The 18,095-nt window shown below is 42.1% G+C and carries 16 protein-coding genes and 1 riboswitch; of the genes, 12 read left to right on the top strand and 4 right to left on the bottom strand.

Translation table 11 applies throughout. The annotated features are described in order from the left end of the window. Window positions 1-103 precede the first annotated feature (103 nt). Both ACIQXU_RS12735 and ACIQXU_RS12730 read left to right on the top strand, forming a co-directional pair. On the top strand, window positions 104-2,533 hold the full coding sequence (locus ACIQXU_RS12735; RefSeq protein ID WP_402989851.1) for a bifunctional diguanylate cyclase/phosphodiesterase: 2,430 nt from the start codon (window positions 104-106) through the stop codon (window positions 2,531-2,533). 84 nt (window positions 2,534-2,617) lie between these two features. After that, window positions 2,618-2,806, top strand: coding sequence for a hypothetical protein (locus ACIQXU_RS12730; RefSeq protein WP_402871278.1), 189 nt, complete (start codon window positions 2,618-2,620; stop codon window positions 2,804-2,806). A 139-nt stretch (window positions 2,807-2,945) separates the two neighbouring features. On the opposite strand, the gene ACIQXU_RS12725 is transcribed toward ACIQXU_RS12730, so the two are convergent. Beyond that, window positions 2,946-3,344, bottom strand: coding sequence for an SET domain-containing protein (locus ACIQXU_RS12725; protein ID WP_402871281.1), 399 nt, complete (start codon window positions 3,342-3,344; stop codon window positions 2,946-2,948). A gap of 352 nt (window positions 3,345-3,696) precedes the next feature. Here ACIQXU_RS12725 and ACIQXU_RS12720 point away from each other — a divergent pair, with 352 nt between their 5' ends. The 3 genes from ACIQXU_RS12720 (at window position 3,697) to ACIQXU_RS12710 (ending at window position 7,195) form a co-directional block, all read left to right on the top strand. Beyond that, window positions 3,697-5,187 (top strand): amino acid permease, encoded by a 1,491-nt coding sequence (locus tag ACIQXU_RS12720; RefSeq protein WP_402989848.1) that lies wholly within the window; start codon window positions 3,697-3,699, stop codon window positions 5,185-5,187. A gap of 203 nt (window positions 5,188-5,390) precedes the next feature. After that, window positions 5,391-6,497 (top strand): CaiB/BaiF CoA transferase family protein, encoded by a 1,107-nt coding sequence (locus tag ACIQXU_RS12715; protein WP_402989846.1) that lies wholly within the window; start codon window positions 5,391-5,393, stop codon window positions 6,495-6,497. A gap of 173 nt (window positions 6,498-6,670) precedes the next feature. Then, window positions 6,671-7,195 carry a hypothetical protein gene (locus ACIQXU_RS12710; protein ID WP_402876034.1) on the top strand — a complete coding sequence of 175 codons (525 nt, stop codon included), beginning with the start codon at window positions 6,671-6,673 and terminating at the stop codon, window positions 7,193-7,195. Window positions 7,196-7,231: 36 nt separating this feature from the next. On the opposite strand, the gene ACIQXU_RS12705 is transcribed toward ACIQXU_RS12710, so the two are convergent. Further along, complete coding sequence (locus ACIQXU_RS12705) at window positions 7,232-8,335, bottom strand: 5-methyltetrahydropteroyltriglutamate--homocysteine S-methyltransferase (protein ID WP_402989843.1); 1,104 nt, start codon at window positions 8,333-8,335, stop codon at window positions 7,232-7,234. A gap of 84 nt (window positions 8,336-8,419) precedes the next feature. Next, window positions 8,420-8,519: riboswitch (SAM riboswitch) on the bottom strand. Between the two features lie 216 nt (window positions 8,520-8,735). Between ACIQXU_RS12705 and ACIQXU_RS12700 the strand changes: the two genes are divergently transcribed. Beyond that, on the top strand, window positions 8,736-9,773 hold the full coding sequence (locus tag ACIQXU_RS12700) for a PTS sugar transporter subunit IIC (protein WP_402876037.1): 1,038 nt from the start codon (window positions 8,736-8,738) through the stop codon (window positions 9,771-9,773). Window positions 9,774-10,056: 283 nt separating this feature from the next. Here ACIQXU_RS12700 and ACIQXU_RS12695 read toward each other — a convergent pair whose 3' ends face one another. Further along, window positions 10,057-11,094 carry an outer membrane protein assembly factor BamD gene (locus ACIQXU_RS12695; RefSeq protein WP_402876039.1) on the bottom strand — a complete coding sequence of 346 codons (1,038 nt, stop codon included), beginning with the start codon at window positions 11,092-11,094 and terminating at the stop codon, window positions 10,057-10,059. 265 nt (window positions 11,095-11,359) lie between these two features. Between ACIQXU_RS12695 and ACIQXU_RS12690 the strand changes: the two genes are divergently transcribed. The 6 genes from ACIQXU_RS12690 to ACIQXU_RS12665 all read left to right on the top strand — a co-directional run bounded on the left by ACIQXU_RS12690 (window position 11,360) and on the right by ACIQXU_RS12665 (window position 17,904). Next, a complete protein-coding gene (locus ACIQXU_RS12690; RefSeq protein ID WP_402876041.1) occupies window positions 11,360-12,097 on the top strand; it encodes an SH3 domain-containing protein in 738 nt (245 codons plus the stop codon). A 180-nt stretch (window positions 12,098-12,277) separates the two neighbouring features. Next, the gene (locus tag ACIQXU_RS12685; protein ID WP_402876043.1) at window positions 12,278-12,724 is read left to right on the top strand and encodes a hypothetical protein; all 447 of its coding nucleotides are present in this window, start codon (window positions 12,278-12,280) and stop codon (window positions 12,722-12,724) included. Window positions 12,725-12,913: 189 nt separating this feature from the next. Then, the gene (locus ACIQXU_RS12680) at window positions 12,914-13,459 is read left to right on the top strand and encodes a glycerol-3-phosphate responsive antiterminator (protein ID WP_402876044.1); all 546 of its coding nucleotides are present in this window, start codon (window positions 12,914-12,916) and stop codon (window positions 13,457-13,459) included. A gap of 207 nt (window positions 13,460-13,666) precedes the next feature. Next, window positions 13,667-14,491 (top strand): MIP/aquaporin family protein, encoded by an 825-nt coding sequence (locus tag ACIQXU_RS12675; protein WP_402876046.1) that lies wholly within the window; start codon window positions 13,667-13,669, stop codon window positions 14,489-14,491. A 25-nt stretch (window positions 14,492-14,516) separates the two neighbouring features. Next, complete coding sequence (gene glpK, locus ACIQXU_RS12670; RefSeq protein ID WP_402989840.1) at window positions 14,517-16,013, top strand: glycerol kinase GlpK; 1,497 nt, start codon at window positions 14,517-14,519, stop codon at window positions 16,011-16,013. Between the two features lie 238 nt (window positions 16,014-16,251). After that, entirely contained in the window at window positions 16,252-17,904 is a 1,653-nt protein-coding gene (locus tag ACIQXU_RS12665; RefSeq protein WP_402989837.1) for a glycerol-3-phosphate dehydrogenase/oxidase, read from the top strand. Here the strand turns inward: ACIQXU_RS12665 and ACIQXU_RS12660 are convergent. Next, window positions 17,888-18,095: hypothetical protein (locus ACIQXU_RS12660; protein ID WP_402989834.1), on the bottom strand; the 208-nt coding region annotated here is incomplete at its 5' end. The two genes, ACIQXU_RS12665 and ACIQXU_RS12660, sit on opposite strands and share 17 nt — an antisense overlap.

Below are 18,095 nucleotides of genomic sequence, written 5' to 3'. Positions count from 1 at the left end.
TGGCTTGGTAAATATGTATATTTAATGGATGTGGAGATTGAAATTGCTGAAATGTGTCCGATATATGACTAGAAACGGGAATTTTTGATGAGGGAGAAAAAAATTGCACATACATGGAAGCTATAACATAGGGCTTGTCATTTTGTCCTTCATAATTGTGACCTTGGCTTCGTATTCGGCTTTGGATCTTGTGGGAAGAATCATCCATTCAAAACAGAAAGCCAAGAAATATTGGCTGGTAGGTGGAGCGATTACGATGGGTCTAGGCATATGGTCGATGCATTTTATCGGGATGCTGGCTTTACAGGTCCATGAAACAATTACGTATGATTATCTTAAGGTCCTGATATCGGTTGGGATCGCCATTTTTGCTTCAGGGATGTCCTTGTTCTTTGTCAGTCGTGAAACGATGAATTGGAAACAGCTATTGATTGGAGGTGCCTCATTGAGTACAGCCATCCTTACGATGCATTACACGGGAATGGCTTCGATGCGTATGGCGGCGTCCATTCAGTACGATCCGCTATTGGTGATCTGTTCCGTACTGATTGCTTGTTCCGCTTCAGTCGCGGCTTTAAAGATCAATTTTCGCTATAAACACCAAAAGGCTACCCGGCTAGTTGAAAAAATCATCAGTGCAAATATCATCGGGATAGCGGTTGCAGGCACGCACTATACGGGAATGGCGGCTGCCACGTATCACAGCAATCACACGGTTTCCCCAACCAGTTCAGCTCTTCCTGTTGGAACGCTCTTTCTGGCACTCGGAATCGGAAGTGCCATGCTTTTCATTCAGATAGTTGTCCTCTTTTTCATTAGCCTTGATAAGAAACTCACCCTACAGAACAAGGAGCTGCTACTAACCCAGCAAAAGTACGATTCCCTTGTTACTTATAATCCGGATATCATTTTCAGGATGAATAAGGAAGGGAAGTTGGAAACAATCAACCCGGCGGTTTTCAGGATTTTAGGTTATACACCAGAGGAAATTCAAAGATTGTCGATTGAAAGTCTTGTATCTGAAGAGGAATGGCAGGAAAGTAAAAATTACTATATGGATACGTTAAAAGGGACCCTTCGCTCTTATGAAATTATGGCCATCCATAAAAATAAGAGCAAGGTCACTTTTAATGTCTTGACCGTTCCGGTATATGTCGATAATGAAATCGAAGGTGTATACGGAATTGCCAAGGACATCACCGAGCAGAAAGCGGCCTTGGCCAAAGTCAATTATATGGCCTATCATGATGAACTTACAGGGTTGCCAAACCGAAGATCCTTTAAGGAAAAAGCAAATATCTTCATTGAGCAAAATGTGGAAGGCATGTCTGCTTTGCTCCTGATGGATATTGATCGATTCAAGACTATTAACGATACCTTGGGGCATGGGCAAGGGGATTGGTTTATAAAAGAAATTGCCAAACGGTTTGACGATTGCCTGGAACCAGGAGAACTCCTAGCTAGAATCGGGGTGGATGAATTTGCGGTATTCCTGCCGCAGATATCCGGGCTTGAACAAGTGGAAATCGCCGCCCAAAGGTTACTGGAATCTTTGGTAGAACCAATCAAGCTCAATAACCATGACATCTACACAACCACATGTATTGGGATATCGGCTTACCCGCAGGATGGGGGGGACATCGAAGAACTTTTGAAAAGAGCGGATCTGGCGATGTTCTTAGGAAAAGGAACGGGAGACTCATCGTATAAGTTCTTTAAAGAGTCCATGGAAAGTAGATTGGATAAAATCCTGATTGAAGAAGAAATGAGGACGGGGATTCATAAAGATAATGAATTTCTATTATACTTTCAACCAAAGATCGATACACAGACTGAGAAAATATCAGGTGTAGAAGCTTTGGTCCGTTGGAACCATCCAAGGCTGGGATTCGTCTCACCAGCTGAGTTCATTCCATTGGCTGAGGAAACGGGGCTGATCATCCAACTTGGTGAAAAGATACTCGACTTGGCATGTGCCCAACTCCATGCCTGGCATAAAGAAGGATTCGATTCCATTCATATCGCCGTCAACATATCGACGCGGCAATTCATGCAGGAGAATTTCATCGAAAAGTTGAGATGCATGGTGGACAAATGGAATATAGATGGCAGGAATCTGGAGTTGGAAATAACCGAAAGTACGGCGATGAACAATGTGAACAGGGCCATCTTTACCTTTGAAAGGTTAAGGGAACTGGGCGTGAAGATCGCCATAGACGACTTCGGCACCGGATATAGTTCCTTTGCTTACTTAAAGGATTACCCCATCAATACATTGAAAATCGACCAATCGTTTATCAGGAACTTGGCAACCGGTGGACCGGATGAAGCAATTGTGGCGTCCATCATTGGGCTGGCCAAAAACATGCAGCTGAATATCGTGGCAGAAGGCGTTGAATATCAAACGCAATTCGACTTTTTAAAAGAAATGGAGTGTAACCAGGTACAGGGTTACATGTTCAGTAAACCGTTGCCAGCACACGAATTAGAAGACAAGTTTCTACGCAATCTATATGCGTTTCCGGTCTCCTGAAGGATGGATGTTTGGGTCTCCTTGTTTAAAGAAGTGGTTATAGGGAAATACTATACTATACTAAAATATAAGGAGGAAACTCAGATGCCATCAAACAAAATGATTGGAACCGTCGTATTGGGAGCAGCTGCTTACTTAATGCGCAATAAAGAAACGCGTGAGAAAACAATAAGCCAGATCAAATCAATCGCTAATCCTGAAATGATTGATAAGGTAAAGAGCCAACTCCAATCCTTCACTAAATCAAAATCAAGTAATTCAACAATCAATTAAGGTAGCATGAAAAAAAGCTCCATCAAGGGATAGCATATCCTTGATGGAGCTTTTTTGGTTTCCCGAATTACGTAAAAAGCACCTGCCTTTAAAAAACTGGAGAAAGTTTTTTAAACGGCAGGCGCTTTTATGTCATCAATTACTCAGCTTCTTCACCATTGTCTTCTTTATTGAACCATAACGGATCTTCGTTATCGACCTCACCATTATAATTGATGGTAATCTCTTCTCCCGCCTTAATATCGGTATAAGCGAAGAAATCGAATGTATGATGATCAAAGTTTATGTCATATGTGGCATTGGGCGTATAAGAGTGGTTAAACAGCATGCCATATCCTAAAAGCAAGCATGTATGGTTGATGCCATACTCGAACGCATAATCCGCTAGCAATGTTTTCTCGATATGAACATGCTCTTCATTTGGATAAGCGATAACCGGTGCTTCATGCAACAGCTCACCTTTTTTAATATCACGTTTTGCGAAAACGCCTCTATTGAACTCTCCATCACTGAGTGTGGAATTTTTAACTTCGATCATATTCGTCACCTACTTGTTCTTTTCTTTTATAGTCCAGATTGTATAAGCTTGACAGCAATTAGGAAGAAAAGCAACTAATTTAGGGAAATTAATCGTTATCCTCTTGAAGAATCCCCAATAAGTGCAAAATATCGTGGCACAAAAACGCAAAGAAATATGGCGTAAGTGCAAAGGAATTTGTCTATATCGCGGTTTTATTGGGTGAAGATGTAGGATTTTGCTGACAAGTGAAAAGTGGCATGAAAATTGCTGAAAGAAAAAGAATAATTAATCCATTCAGAACTTTCAAGTAGTATAATTTCTAAAGTGGGAATTTTCTGAACTGCGTGCAAAAGCAAAAGGGGATGTACATATGATAGTAAAACGCGAAGAGGAAGTCTTTGAGTATCCAGTCGAAACACCGAAAAAAGAACAGGCGTTAAACAGAGGGTTGAAATCTCGTCACTTAACGATGATTTCCATTGGAGGAGCCATCGGAACAGGATTGTTTCTTAGCAGTGGGGCTGCCATACATACAGCGGGACCAGGCGGTGCTCTACTTGCTTACGCATTGGTCGGGGCCATGGTGTACTTTGTCATGACAAGCTTAGGGGAACTAGCTGCCTTTATGCCAACCAGTGGATCATTTAGTACATATGGAACGAAATTTGTCGATCCTGCCTTTGGATTTGCCTTGGGTTGGACATATTGGTTCAACTGGTCCATGACTATAGCGGCCGAGTTAGCCGCATCGACCATCATCATGAAATTCTGGTTTCCGGATAGTCCATCACTATTGTGGAGTTTCTCATTTTTAGTGCTTATTTTTCTATTGAACTATCTTTCTGTCAAAGGCTATGGTGAAGGGGAATATTGGTTTTCTTTCATTAAAGTGACGGCCATCATCATTTTTATCATTGTCGGCTTACTCATGATTGTAGGCATTATGGGAGGGGAAGCGGTAGGCTTTAAAAATTTCACAGTGGACGATGCTCCTTTTCCAGGTGGGTTCATGGGGGTATTCATCGTTTTCATAGCAGCAGGTTTTTCTTTTCAGGGGACGGAAATCGTTGGTGTTGCAGCTGGGGAAAGTGAAAACCCAGCTAAAAATATACCGAAGGCCATTAAAAGCGTCTTCTGGAGGATTCTCCTTTTTTACATATTGGCGATTTTTGTGATAGGGCTGCTTATCCCTTATACGAATTCAAGTTTACAAGGCGAGAATGTTATGGTCAGCCCATTTACGCTCATATTTGAGAAAGCGGGAGTAGCCTTTGCGGCTTCCCTGATGAACGCCGTGATTTTAACTGCGGTATTATCTGCGGGGAATTCAAGCTTATATGCCTCTACCCGTATGTTATATTCGATGGCTAAAGCCGGGCAAGCACCCCGGATTTTTGCCAAACTGAATAAACGAGGGGTCCCAGTGGCGGGTATGATCTTAACATGTGCCATCGGAATGCTTGCCTTTTTGGCTTCCATATTCGGTGATGGCACCGTATATCTATGGTTAATGAACGCGATCGGGATAACGGGATTTATCTTCTGGCTGGGCATTTCCATAAGCCATTATCGCTTCCGTAAGGCATATGTGTTACAAGGGCATTCATTGGATAAGCTGCCGTACAAGGCTTTATGGTTTCCAATCGGGACGATATTTGCCATTACAATTGGAATGGTCGTCATCTTGGCTCAAAATATCCAAGCGTTCTTTTCGGACCATATCGATTGGGGAAGTGTGGTGGCGGCATACTTAGGAATCCCTCTTTTTCTCGCCCTCTGGTTTGGGTATAAATTGATTAAGAAAACGAGATTCGTTAAGCTCGAAGAAGTGGAAATTAATTTTGATGAAAAGTATGACTGAAAACAAACTTCCGGACCATGTTCATATGGTTCCGGTTTTTTTATTATTTTAAATTGAACATGTACCAATGTTAGTCGCATTGAATTGGATGTGAATGTTGTTTTGCAGGAAACGAAAGGGTGGAAGAAGAATGAGTATAAAAGATAGAAATCCCAACTGAGGAAGAATGCATCCATTTGGTAGAAAAGGAAGGTGCATGAACGATGACACTACTGACCAATCTGAAAGTGCTAGACTTTTCGACACTTTTGCCAGGGCCATTCGCTACGCTCATGCTTGCAGACTTAGGAGCGGAAGTGTTGAAGGTGGAACGGCCGGCCAAGGCTGATACATGGGGAGTCGATCAATATTTGAACCGTTCAAAAAAATCGGTTGCCCTTGATTTGAAACGGCAGGAGTCGATTGATGCCGTAAAGAATCTAGTGAAGGAATATGATATTGTCCTTGAACAGTTCCGGCCGGGTGTCATGGATCGGTTGGGGCTAGGATATGAAGAATTAAAACAAATCAATCCAAAGTTGATTTACTGTTCGCTTACTGGCTTTGGTCAGACTGGTCCCTACAAGAATCGTCCAGGTCATGATATCAACTATATTTCGATAGCGGGGTTGTCCGGTTACTCAGGTACGCAAAAAGGAGGACCTGCAAAAAATGGAACACAAATAGCCGACCTTGCAGGAGGCTCCATGCATGCTGTCATCGGGATTTTGTCGGCAGTCATCTACCGGGAGCGGACGGGTGAAGGTCAGTTCATCGATATTAGCATGACCGATTGCAGCTTTGCTTTGAATGCGATATCTGCCCCCCTACATTTACAGGGTGGATTGGAGCTTGAACCGGAAAAGTTGGTATTGAATGGCGGAACATTTTATGATTTTTATGAAACGAAAGACGGCCGTTACTTCTCGGTTGGAAGCTTGGAGCCATCATTCCGTGAAGTGTTATGTGAAGCAATCGGACAGCCTGAACTGTTCGAGTTAAGCATGAAGCAAGATGCGGAAAGTAGCATCCAATTCAAAAGGATCATCAAGCATGCATTTCTTGAAAAGACATTTGAAGAATGGCAGGGCATATTCGAAGAGTTCGAGGCTTGTGTCGAACCGGTGCTGACTTTTTCTGAAGCGACCAATCACCCGCAACTGCAAGCACGTGGCATGATAGTCGAAGTGCCTGATGGAGAAGGAAATATGCAGAGGCAGATGGCTTGTCCCATCAAAACATCGGTCTTCACTCCAGAGTATAAACATGTTGGGATGAAGCCGGGACAAAGTAATGATGAGGTCTTTGGCACTCTTGAATTGGAGCGATAGCAACGGATGGACCGGCAGATGATCTGCCGGTTTTTTTGTGGGTTAAAGGGGGAGTCCCTTAAGACATGTGAATATTTACTAGTTATAACGTATCCACACCGGGTAAGAGAGTATCATCCTTCGAATAAGGACTTGTCTGTATACACCAAGCTCAAATAAGGGGGATGATTGGCATGTTCGGTTTGTCTGATATCACTAAATTTCTCTTTTCCTTTTTTCTGATTTTACCGGTTGTCACGCTCATTCATTTAGGTGGGCATCTATTCTTTGTCACGCTATTTGGCGGTACGGAGAAAAAAATCAAGATCGGATGTGGAGATAAGATTTTCTCCTTTTGCAATATAGAAGTGAGAAAATACTACTTTTGGAATGGGCATTGTGAGTTCAAGGGATTAAAATATGATAATAAGTTCACGAATAGTTTGATTTATCTAGGGGGAGCCCTCTTTAACCTAATTAGCATGTTGTTGATATATAGTTTGGTTTATCAGGGGATCTTGGAGAAATCGGTCCTCTGGTATCAATTCATATATTTCTCTTTCTATATTATGTTCTTTTCCTTATTTCCGATGTATTTTTCCGATGGGTCGCCAAGTGATGGAAAGGCGGCAGAATTGACATTGAAGAACCAGCTCGATGATAAGGTGACAGATGATGTAGTAGGGAAGAAAGAGGATGAGGACGATCGATGTTGTTGAATAAAGGGACGAGCATAGGCTCGTCCCTTTTTGTTCTTATCCCCAGACTTCTTTGGCGACATCCACAACGAACTTTAACTTTTCCCATTGCTGATCTTCCGTTAGCTTGTTGCCAAGATGTGTGGAAGCGAATCCGCATTGAGGGCTTAAGCACAAGTGTTCATGTGGCACGAATTGTCCCGCTTCTTTAATACGTGATTTAACGGTTTCTTTATCTTCAAGTTCGCCATTCTTCGAAGTAACCACACCAAGAACGACTTGTGCGCCGTCATTTGGAATGTGTTCTAATGGTTTAAAATCCCCTGAACGATGATCATCGTATTCCAAGAAAAATCCATCTACATTTTCCTTGGCCAATAGAGTTGGGGCGATACGGGCATAGCTGCCTTCAAAAGCCCAAGTCGATTGGTAATTTCCACGACAAAGGTGAGTCGTGACAACCAAATCCTCTGGTTTTCCCTCCAACGTCCCATTAATCACGCGCAATGCTAAATCGATTAATTGTTCCCTTGTATAATTCCCCTCTTTGAACTGGAAGTCCGGAGCGGAAAGCCTGGCTATGTATACATCATCTAATTGTAAATAACGTACACCGGCATCGTAAAAGGCTTGTAAAGCATCTTGATAGGCTTTGATAATATCTTTTGCATAGTCTTCGATGTCAGGATAGATTTCTTCATTATGGACCCCTACCGCAAATAATTGATTGGGGCTAGGGATGGTTTGTTTCGCCACAGCCCGTCCGTCCACGATTTCATTAAACTCAATAAAGTCTTTAATAAAGGGGTGATCTGGGTTGAAAGAAATTTTTCCTGTATTCCGAACGTTATAACGTTCTGTTTCAATTCCATCAAAGGTGAGGCCTTTTTCCGTGACATACCCTTCGATTCCATTTAAATGTTCCAAGAAGTCAAAGTGCCACCAGGTGCGTCTGAATTCCCCATCAGTCACTGCCTCTAAACCGATTTCTATTTGCTTATCGACGATACGCTTGATTTCCTTCGTTTCAACGTCGCGTAATTGTTCTGCGGTAATGATTCCTTCTTTCCGTTGCTTTCTTGCCAGATGTATACTTTCTGGTCTTAATAGACTTCCTACGTGGTCGGCTTTGAATGGAGCTTTCGTTAAAGTGATAGACATGGTAGATTCCTACTTTCCTTATTAAAATATAAAAACCTCTTCTTTAAAAAAAGAAGAGGTATAATCAGCAATGCTTATATTCTCTTCTTATCTTCAAGTTGAACACTTCTGGAATTAGCACAGTACAGTAAAGTCTGTTGCTGAGGTATCAAAGGGCCAGTCCCTCCACCTCTCTGGATAAGAAAATGAACTATTCAATTAATTACGACTATACAGGTAGTATTAGTAAAGGTCAATAGAAAACAGATAATTTAGAATATAAGCGTTATTAGAAAGTGAGTTTCTCTTAGTTTAAATACTTTTATACACTTTCGCGGTGAAGTATTAAAAAAATCCTTTGACTATTGTCAGAATATTTCTTATAATTGTGTACATTACAGCGAGATAGGGGATTATTCAGATGAGAGATTTTTTTAATAAATTATTAACGGGGATGAGCATAGGGATTGTCGTTTCATTAATTCCGAATGCTTTGTTAGGGGAAATACTTAAACTATTGATTCCACATTTTCCCGTGTTACAGCATATATTCGATATCACCGTTTTCGTGATGAGCTTGTTACCTGTCATGATTGGGGTGATGGTCGGGATTTCGTTCAAGCTATCATCCATTCAAACGGCCAGTATCGGGATCGCGGCCATGGTCGGAAGTGGCGCCATCCAGAAAACGGCTGATGGTTTGTTTGCCCTTAATGGGATTGGCGTTGTAATCAATACTGGAATTACCGCGGCATTGACCGTATTGTTCCTGCAACTAATTGGCGATAGATTAAAGGCGTATGCGATTCTTTTGATGCCGACTTTAAGTATCTTGGTACCAGGAATGATTGGATACTTAATTCTGCCATACGTAAAATCCGCTACGGGACTATTAGGAGTCGGCATCGCTAACGTGACGTCATTGCAGCCCATTTTGATGGGAGCCATTATTTCCGTTATATTCTGTCTCATTATCTTATCTCCCATTTCAACGGTTGGGGTGGCGACGGTCATTATGCTCTCAGGTATAGGATCTGGTGCGGCCAACCTAGGAATCGTGGCAGCTGGTGTGGGCCTAGCCATTGCAAGCTACAAAGCGAATTCATTAGGGACGGCTTTAGCCCATGTGTTGGGTTCCCCTAAGATTCAAATGAGGAATTTCTTCATGAAACCGAAAATTGCGTTTCCCATGTTAATCACGTCCGCTATTCTTGGTGCGTTGGCAGGTTTGTTAAACATACAAGGGACCCCGTATAGTGCTGGATTTGGTTTATCGGGATTGGTCGGTCCCTTGAACTACATGAAACTGGCGGAAGGCGGATGGATTTTCAGTAACATATCCATCATGGTCATCATTTTCTTCATTCTTCCGATTGTGTTGAACCTTGTACTAATCTACGTTTTCTCAAAGAAATTAAAATGGATTAAAGCAGACGACTATACCTTGCATTTTGAATAAAAGGAAACCAAATAAAAGAAGCAGTCAGGCGTTTAGCTCTGGCTGCTTCTTTTGATGAGGAGGCTAATTCAAGGGTACTTCAACTTTTAAATCTAGAATCTGCGGTATCTGATGATGGCCAGGATTCATTTCATCCACTTTACTCAGGATAAATACACGTCTAAACGATTCCACTTACCTTCTTTATAGAGGCAAGCTGGACATCGCACCGGTTGAAGAAGAAAATAGAAAGAGCCATAAACCGAAGCGTATCTCGACGGTTCATGGCATCGGTCTCATCCCGTTAGGAGTTGGTCGAAGGGATGAAGGTTTCTGCGATATGAGATGTGATTGGACCGTACTTCTCCTGTTCGCTAGCGGGATAGGTAATGATAAAGGTAGTGCCCACTTGATCATTAAAGTAGTACCTCTTATAGATAATTTTCCTATTTTCTTCGTAGGAAATGACATACCAATCGTCTGTAAGTCGCTGATAGGCGATTTCTTCTGTGATACTTTTCAAATCATCTTCATAATACATTTCAATCGTTTCTTCATCGTTGATTATATTCGTATGGCTAGCAAAGGCGGTAATTTCAAATTCCTCATTATAGAACCTGGCTCCATCACCATTGGTTGGTGGGGTGTCCATATTTAAGCCTTTGGGATAGTACATGGAAAACCCATAACGGCCATTTTGATATAGTTGGTACGCAGTTTTTTGACCGTCGGCTTTTTCTACGGTTTTCTTATCTTCAGTTTTCTTTACTTTCTTTTCTTCTGGTTGCGTTTCTTCCTGGTCTTTCAGGGCAAGATCGACTTGTTCCGTAAGTTTAGTCAACTCAGATTGATAGCTTGATAGTAAGTTATCCGACTCGAAGCTTTTTTCTAAAAGTTGTAATTTCTTTTGTGCTAAGCTGTAACTTTCTTTTTCGATAAGTTCCTTCACAATCTTCAACGTGTCTTCAAACGAAGAAGTTGTTTCCTGATCAGCAAGGATTTGTTCTTTTAGTTTTTTAGCTTCGGTCTGCAACGTGTTCAACGTGCTTTTATTCGTAATGACGGCATTTAGAGATTCAAGGGAAGTATCAAATTCTTTTTCTTCATATGCAGTGACTGCCGTATCCATATAATTTGCCTGATCTAGATAAGCGGAGGCATCCTCATCCCTTTTTTTCTCCTTTAAGGCCAATTCGAATTGGATGGCTGCCTGATGGTAATCCCGTTTTCCTAGATATTCAATCCCCTTGTCCAAAGCATCCTGGTACCCATCATTTGAACATGAAGCAAGGACGCATAAGCAGAGGAGGCTAACGGTTAGTGAAAGTCCTTTTTTTATCATGTAATCTCCTATTCTATCGGTTGACATTTTAGCGTGAATTCATTTTACCAGAGTTTGAATGCTGTAGGGGGGTTTGTAAGACGAATACAGAATTTATATTATTTTGTTTGAGGGGTCATTCATTCATCTGTCTTTATTAAATAGATAAAGAAATAGATATTCATTGTTTTTATTTTACTTATAAACCTTATTTTTCAATTATTTATGATAAAATACCTATATTATATCTAGGTATTTAGGTAAGAGACCAGGGGGAGAATAAAGTATGAATGTAAGCAAATTATTCAAAATAATGATGACTATTCTTTTCATTAGTAGCCTAGCAATTCCGTTCACCGCGACAGCCGATGCGGCGAGTACATCAAGTGCCACTGTGACAGCAAGCAACTTGAATGTCAGGGAGAAGGCTTCCGATAAGGCGAAAAAAGTGGGCTCGTTGAAAAAAGGAACCAAAGTAACGGTCTATTCCAAAACAAAATCAGGATGGTCCGAAATCCGTTATAATAAGAAAAAAGCCTATGTATCCACGGAATTTCTAAAGTTCAAGAAAAAAGTGGCGAGTTATAAAATGGATACGTCCAAAGTGTATGTCTATAAAAGTAATGGAAAAAAATATACCTACTCTAGCACAGGGGCAAAGTACAATAAGGTTTGGACAATCTGGAACGTAAAGGGAGCCGGGGAGAGCTGGACGGATATTGAAAAAGAAACGAGTGAGGGTTATTATATTGGCTGGCCCGAATCAGAGTATTTTATCGCTTTAGGTTACCCGCTAAAGGTCGGAGCTAAATGGGAAAGCTGGGATGGAAGTAATACGTATATCGCTAAGGTTACATCGATGAGTAAGACCGTCAAAACACCAGCAGGGACCTTCAATAAGGTTGTGGAAGTAAAGGAAAGTGATGGTTCTACTAGATATTACGCGAAAAATGTGGGCCTGATCAAAGCCTTCGTCAATGGTGAAAAAACCAGTGAACTAGTCGAATTGAAGAAGAAAAAATAAGACGTTAACTGCCGCTCATCCCGAGTGGCGTTTTTTTATTTAAAGGTGGTCACCTGTTAGAACAGGGCAGATAATATGGTAAGAGGGAGTGAAGGGGAGGTAATGGGTCGTTCCGCAATTACCCAATCTTGAATAAGATGATTCAACGGAGTTTTTTGCATAGGGCAAGGGAGGGAAACCATGTTTGATAAATTCAAGGATATAATAAATAAGGCTACAACGGAGGGGGTTTCCATCCCCATTACGGCAAAGATGATGGCAAGTTTAATAGAAAAGAAGTCAGGTGAAGAAGACATTGATGTGCATATTTCACCAGAGTATATCGTGCTGCGCGGGACTACAGAGGTGAAGAAAATGATGTTGAAGAAAAAGGTTGCCTTCACCGTCACGTTGAAGCCGGTGCAAATCGAAAAAAGAACGATTCTGTTTCAGCTTGTTGGGATGAAACCGGTTAATGTTAATTTCATCAACCATAAACTGTTTAATAGACCACCCTTCTTTGAATATCATAATCGGATGATCAAAATTGATTTTAACGCTTGGGATATGGTGAAAAAGGTACCGTTCGGGCAGATTAAGTCATTTGAGCTGGTTGAGGGTGCCTTGAATATCAAATTGGCTCTTTGACTATCAAAAAACAACAAAAGGCCTAAATAATGGCTCTTTATTTAGGTTTTTTGTATGCTTAGGGTACATGCATTCTTTTCTAGTGGAATTTGGATAAATGCGAGCGTCCTTATGGAATGATGGTGGGACCTATTGTTTTTACGGCAGGTTCTGATTATGATGGGATTGTTAGCATAGGAGGAGGATATGATGGATCAGAAGATACTGCCTGCTTCGGCAAGCATGAAGGATTTCGAGAGGTTCTTGGAGAGTTCCTATGAGATAGGGGTTTTTCTGGATTTACATATATCACAGCTGAAAAATGTGAGCTTGATGGCCAAGCAACGTAATAAGAAAATGATTTTCCATGTAGATTTGATTCAAGGAATCAAAAGTGATGAGTATGCCACGGAATTCATTTGCCAGGAGGTCCAACCTTATGGCTTGATTTCGACAAAGTCCAGTGTGATTTTAAAAGCGAAGCAAAAGGGCGTTGTCGCGATTCAACGGATTTTTTTAATAGATTCCCATGCGTTGGAGAAAAGTTATAAGTTGGTAAAGAAGACAAAGCCTGATTATATCGAAGTGTTGCCAGGTGCCATGCCCTGGATGATTAAAGAGGTGAAGGAACATTTGCAAACGCCGATTTTGGCCGGAGGGTTGATCCGTAATTCAGATGAGGTCCTGAACGCACTTGAGGCGGGAGCATCGTCGATCACCACTTCCAAAACGGAGTTATGGAATATGTTTAAATAAAAAATATAAAACAATTTTCTATTTTTTGATAAATAGTTTGACAGCGTTTTCATTAACTAGTATATTAATCTAAAATACAAGTTAATAGATGTGACGGAGATAAGGAGATTCACAACGGAAAATTCCCATTTACTTGTGGGTTAGTTCTGCTGTGGGCCTCCTTTTATTGATTTATGGTCATTATTCTAGAGGGGAAGAGGTTTTAATATGACACCATTTTGGGGAGAAGTAGTAGGTACGATGATTTTGGTTCTTTTTGGTGCAGGCATCGGGGCGGGATCTTCATTGAAAGGATCTTATGCCAAAGATGCTGGATGGATTGTCGTGACGATTGCGTGGGGGTTAGCTGTGACAATGGGTGTTTTTGCAGTCGGTTCCATTAGTGGTGCCCATTTAAATCCGGCTGTCACCATAGGTTTTGCACTTATCGGGGAGTTTCCTTGGGGAGACGTTCCAGGATATATCATAGGTCAGTTAATTGGTGGGATTCTAGGTGCAACATTAGTATTCTTGCATTATTTACCGCACTGGAAGGGTACGAACGATCCGGGTGCCAAGCTTGGTGTATTCGCGACTTCACCAGCGATCCCACATACTTTTTCCAATCTATTAAGCGAAATGATTGGTACATTCATCCTTGTTCTTGGTTTACTATTTATAGGGGCCAATGAATTTACGGAAGGGTTAAATCCATTTGCAGTCGGTTTATTGATTGTTGTGATCGGGATGTCCCTAGGTGGGACAACAGGATACGCCATTAACCCTGCCCGTGACTTGGGTCCACGTATTGCACATTTTCTTCTTCCTATTCCAGGTAAAGGAGATTCGAATTGGGGCTATTCATGGATTCCAGTCGTAGGTCCGATAGTAGGTGGGGGACTCGGAGCCATCTTTTATAAAGCATTCTTTTTAGGTGAAATCACGATAGTAAGTTGGTCTGTTTTTGCAGGAAGCCTAGTATTATTGATAGTGGCTTACGTATTTGGAAAAAAACAGTCGCATGAAATAGAGAGTAAGAATATAGCTAGTTAATTTAAAGAGGTTGGGGGAAAATACTATGAAAAAATACATCTTATCTTTGGATCAAGGAACAACAAGCACACGGGCAATATTGTTCAATGAAAAGGGCGAGTTGGTCCATGTAGCCCAAAGGGAGTTTACACAGCATTTCCCGAAACCGGGCTGGGTTGAGCATGATGCCAATGAGATTTGGGGGTCGGTTTTAGCCGTCATTGCGAGCGTCATATCGGAATCCGGCATAAAGCCTGAACAAATTGCCGGGATTGGAATAACGAACCAGCGTGAAACGACAGTCGTATGGGATAAGGAAACCTCAGTCCCTATCTATAATGCCATCGTATGGCAATCCAGACAGACGAGTGCCATCTGCGAAGAGTTGAAGGAAAAAGGTCATAATGACATGTTCCGGAAGAAAACGGGATTATTGATTGATGCTTATTTTTCCGGTACAAAGGTGAAATGGATCCTTGATAATGTGGAAGGTGCACGTCAAAAGGCCGATGAAGGCAAACTACTATTTGGAACGATCGATACGTGGTTGATCTGGAAGCTCTCAGGAGGAAAAGCCCATGTGACGGACTATTCCAATGCTTCAAGAACGTTGATGTATAACATCCATGAACTGAAGTGGGATGAAGAGATTCTGGAAATCCTGGATGTTCCAAAGTCCATGTTACCGGAAGTCAGACCTTCTTCAGAAGTGTATGCGAACACGATCGAATATCATTTCTTCGGGCAATCGATTCCAATTGCCGGTGCAGCAGGTGACCAACAAGCCGCTTTATTCGGCCAAGCTTGCTTTAATCAGGGAATGGCGAAAAATACGTATGGAACAGGATGTTTCATGCTTATGAATACGGGTGAAAAAGCAGTCGATTCCGAACATGGCCTATTGACGACGCTTGCCTGGGGATTGAATGGCAAGGTTGAATATGCACTGGAAGGCAGCATATTCGTAGCCGGTTCTGCAATCCAATGGTTACGTGATGGCATGCGGATGCTGAATAACGCCCAGGATAGTGAGGCGTATGCAAAACGAGTGGACAGCACGGATGGCGTCTATGTGGTGCCAGCCTTCGTAGGACTGGGAACCCCATACTGGGACAGCGATGTACGTGGCTCTGTATTTGGACTAACACGCGGGACAACGAAAGAGCACTTTATACGCGCTACCCTTGAATCCCTTGCCTACCAAGCGAAGGATGTCCTGGATGCGATGGAAGCAGACTCAGGTATTGCGCTGAAGACATTGCGAGTGGATGGCGGGGCAGTGAAGAACGACTTCTTAATGCAATTCCAAAGTGATTTATTAGGGGTACCCGTGGAAAGGCCGACACTGAATGAAACGACAGCGCTGGGTGCCGCATACTTGGCTGGACTAGCGGTTGGCTATTGGAAGGATCAAGAAGAAATCGCCCAGCAGTGGGTAATAGACAAGACTTTCACGCCTTCCATGGAAGAGAAGGAAAGTGAAAAATTATACGAAGGCTGGAAAAAGGCCGTGCACGCGGCAATGGCTTTTAAATTAAAATAAGCAAAGTCTTTTAAATACAGGCAACACTATGATATACTGAAATCAAGTTAATAACTCGGCCGGAGAATAGGAGAGACCACGAATGCGTTATCGAGAAATCGATGATGTGCATTTGTGGTCTCTTTCTCTATATTTATATCCTGATTATGGTTATTGGCTTACTAGAATGGGAAGATAATAGAGTATATGCTGATTATTAGAAGAACCAACAAGATAACACCCCAAGGAGGAGTTAGATATGAGGTTTTCAAATAGATATAGAAAAGAAACAATCGATAAATTAAAAAAAGAGAAATTTGATTTAGTTGTAATAGGTGGAGGAATCACCGGTGCAGGGATAGCATTGGATGCGACCGTACGCGGCATGAAAGTGGCATTAGTTGAAATGCAAGACTTTGCGGCTGGTACATCAAGTCGATCAACCAAGCTTGTCCACGGTGGATTGCGTTACCTTAAGCAGTTGGAAGTGAAGATGGTTGCCGAGGTAGGTAAAGAGAGAGAAATCGTTTTTGAAAATGGACCGCACGTAACGACACCGGAATGGATGCTCCTTCCGATGCATGCAGGTGGGACATTCGGCAAATTCAGCACATCTATCGGTCTCCGTGTCTATGATTTCCTTGCAGGCGTCAAGAGAAGTGAACGGAGAAAAATGCTTACTGCGGATGAAACCTTGAAGAAAGAACCGCTTGTTAAGAAAGACGGGCTTAAAGGCGGAGGGTATTATGTTGAGTACCGTACGGATGATGCGCGTCTGACGATTGAAGTCATGAAGGCGGCCGTCGATAAAGGGGCGACTCCCATCAACTATACGAAGGTAGAAAAATTGGTCTATGAAGATGGTAAAATTGCTGGAGTAAAAGTCCGGGACGTACATTCAGATGAAGAATACGAAATACTTGGAGCAAAAGTGGTCAATGCAGCTGGACCATGGGTCGATTCAATTCGTGAAAAAGATAACTCGAAAAAAGGAAAAACGCTTAAGCTATCCAAGGGTGTTCACATCGTCATTGACCAATCGAAGTTCCCTTTGAAACAGGCCATTTATTTCGATACGCCGGATAAACGGATGGTCTTTGCCATTCCGCGTGCGGGTAAAGCTTATGTGGGAACGACAGATACCTTTTATGAAGGAGATCCGATAGATCCGGGTGTAACGCAAGAAGACCGTGATTATATCTTGAAGGCGATAGCTTTCATGTTCCCTGAAGTGAAGGTTACGGATGCAGATATCGAGTCAACCTGGTCCGGTGTAAGACCATTGATTCTGGAAGAAGGCAAGGACCCTTCTGAAATTTCACGAAAAGATGAAATATGGGTGTCCGATTCAGGTCTTATCACGATTGCCGGTGGGAAATTGACCGGGTACCGCAAAATGGCCAAAACGACCGTAGACCTAGTGGCCAAGAAGTTTTCAGAGGACTTGAACAAATTGTTCGCAGATCATAGTACAAAACGGATCCGCATTTCAGGTGGAGATGTAGGTGGGTCGAACAACTTCCCTGAATACATCAAGAACCATATTCAAATGGGTGTAGATGCAGGGCTCTCTGTTGAAGATTCAAGAAAGATCCTGTCCATGTACGGGTCGAACGCGCCGGTGTTATTTAACATTGCCATCAATGAAAAGGATGGGGGAAGCCGTACAGGTCTACCGCAAGTGTTATTCGTACAATTGCAATATGCACTGGACCATGAAATGGCAGCCACTCCTGTAGATTTCTTCTTCCGTAGAACTGGAACGCTTCTGTTTGATATCGATTTGGTTCAAACTCATAAAGAAGCCGTAACCAACTACATGGCTGAATACTTTGGTTGGAACGAATCAGTTACAAAGAAAAGAACAAGCGAACTGGAACACGCAATACAAGGCGCTACTTCAGTCTTGTGACCTCCATATGAAAGTAGAAGGGGCTGTCTAATAAGTCCCTAAAATAAAACAGGTGGAGAAAAATGAGTTGTTTTTCTCCACCTGTTTTTCTATTTCTATAATAATTTACTGAAAGTAGCTGACGTAACCCAGCTATCTTCAGTAAATTATGTGCCATGGCTACGATGCCAAACTCCGTTTGGACTTTCGCT

Origin of the sequence: Peribacillus sp. NPDC097284, from assembly GCF_044761765.1 — a bacterium.
Lineage (GTDB): Bacteria > Bacillota > Bacilli > Bacillales > DSM-1321 > Peribacillus.
This window is presented reverse-complemented; position numbering and strand designations above follow the sequence as displayed.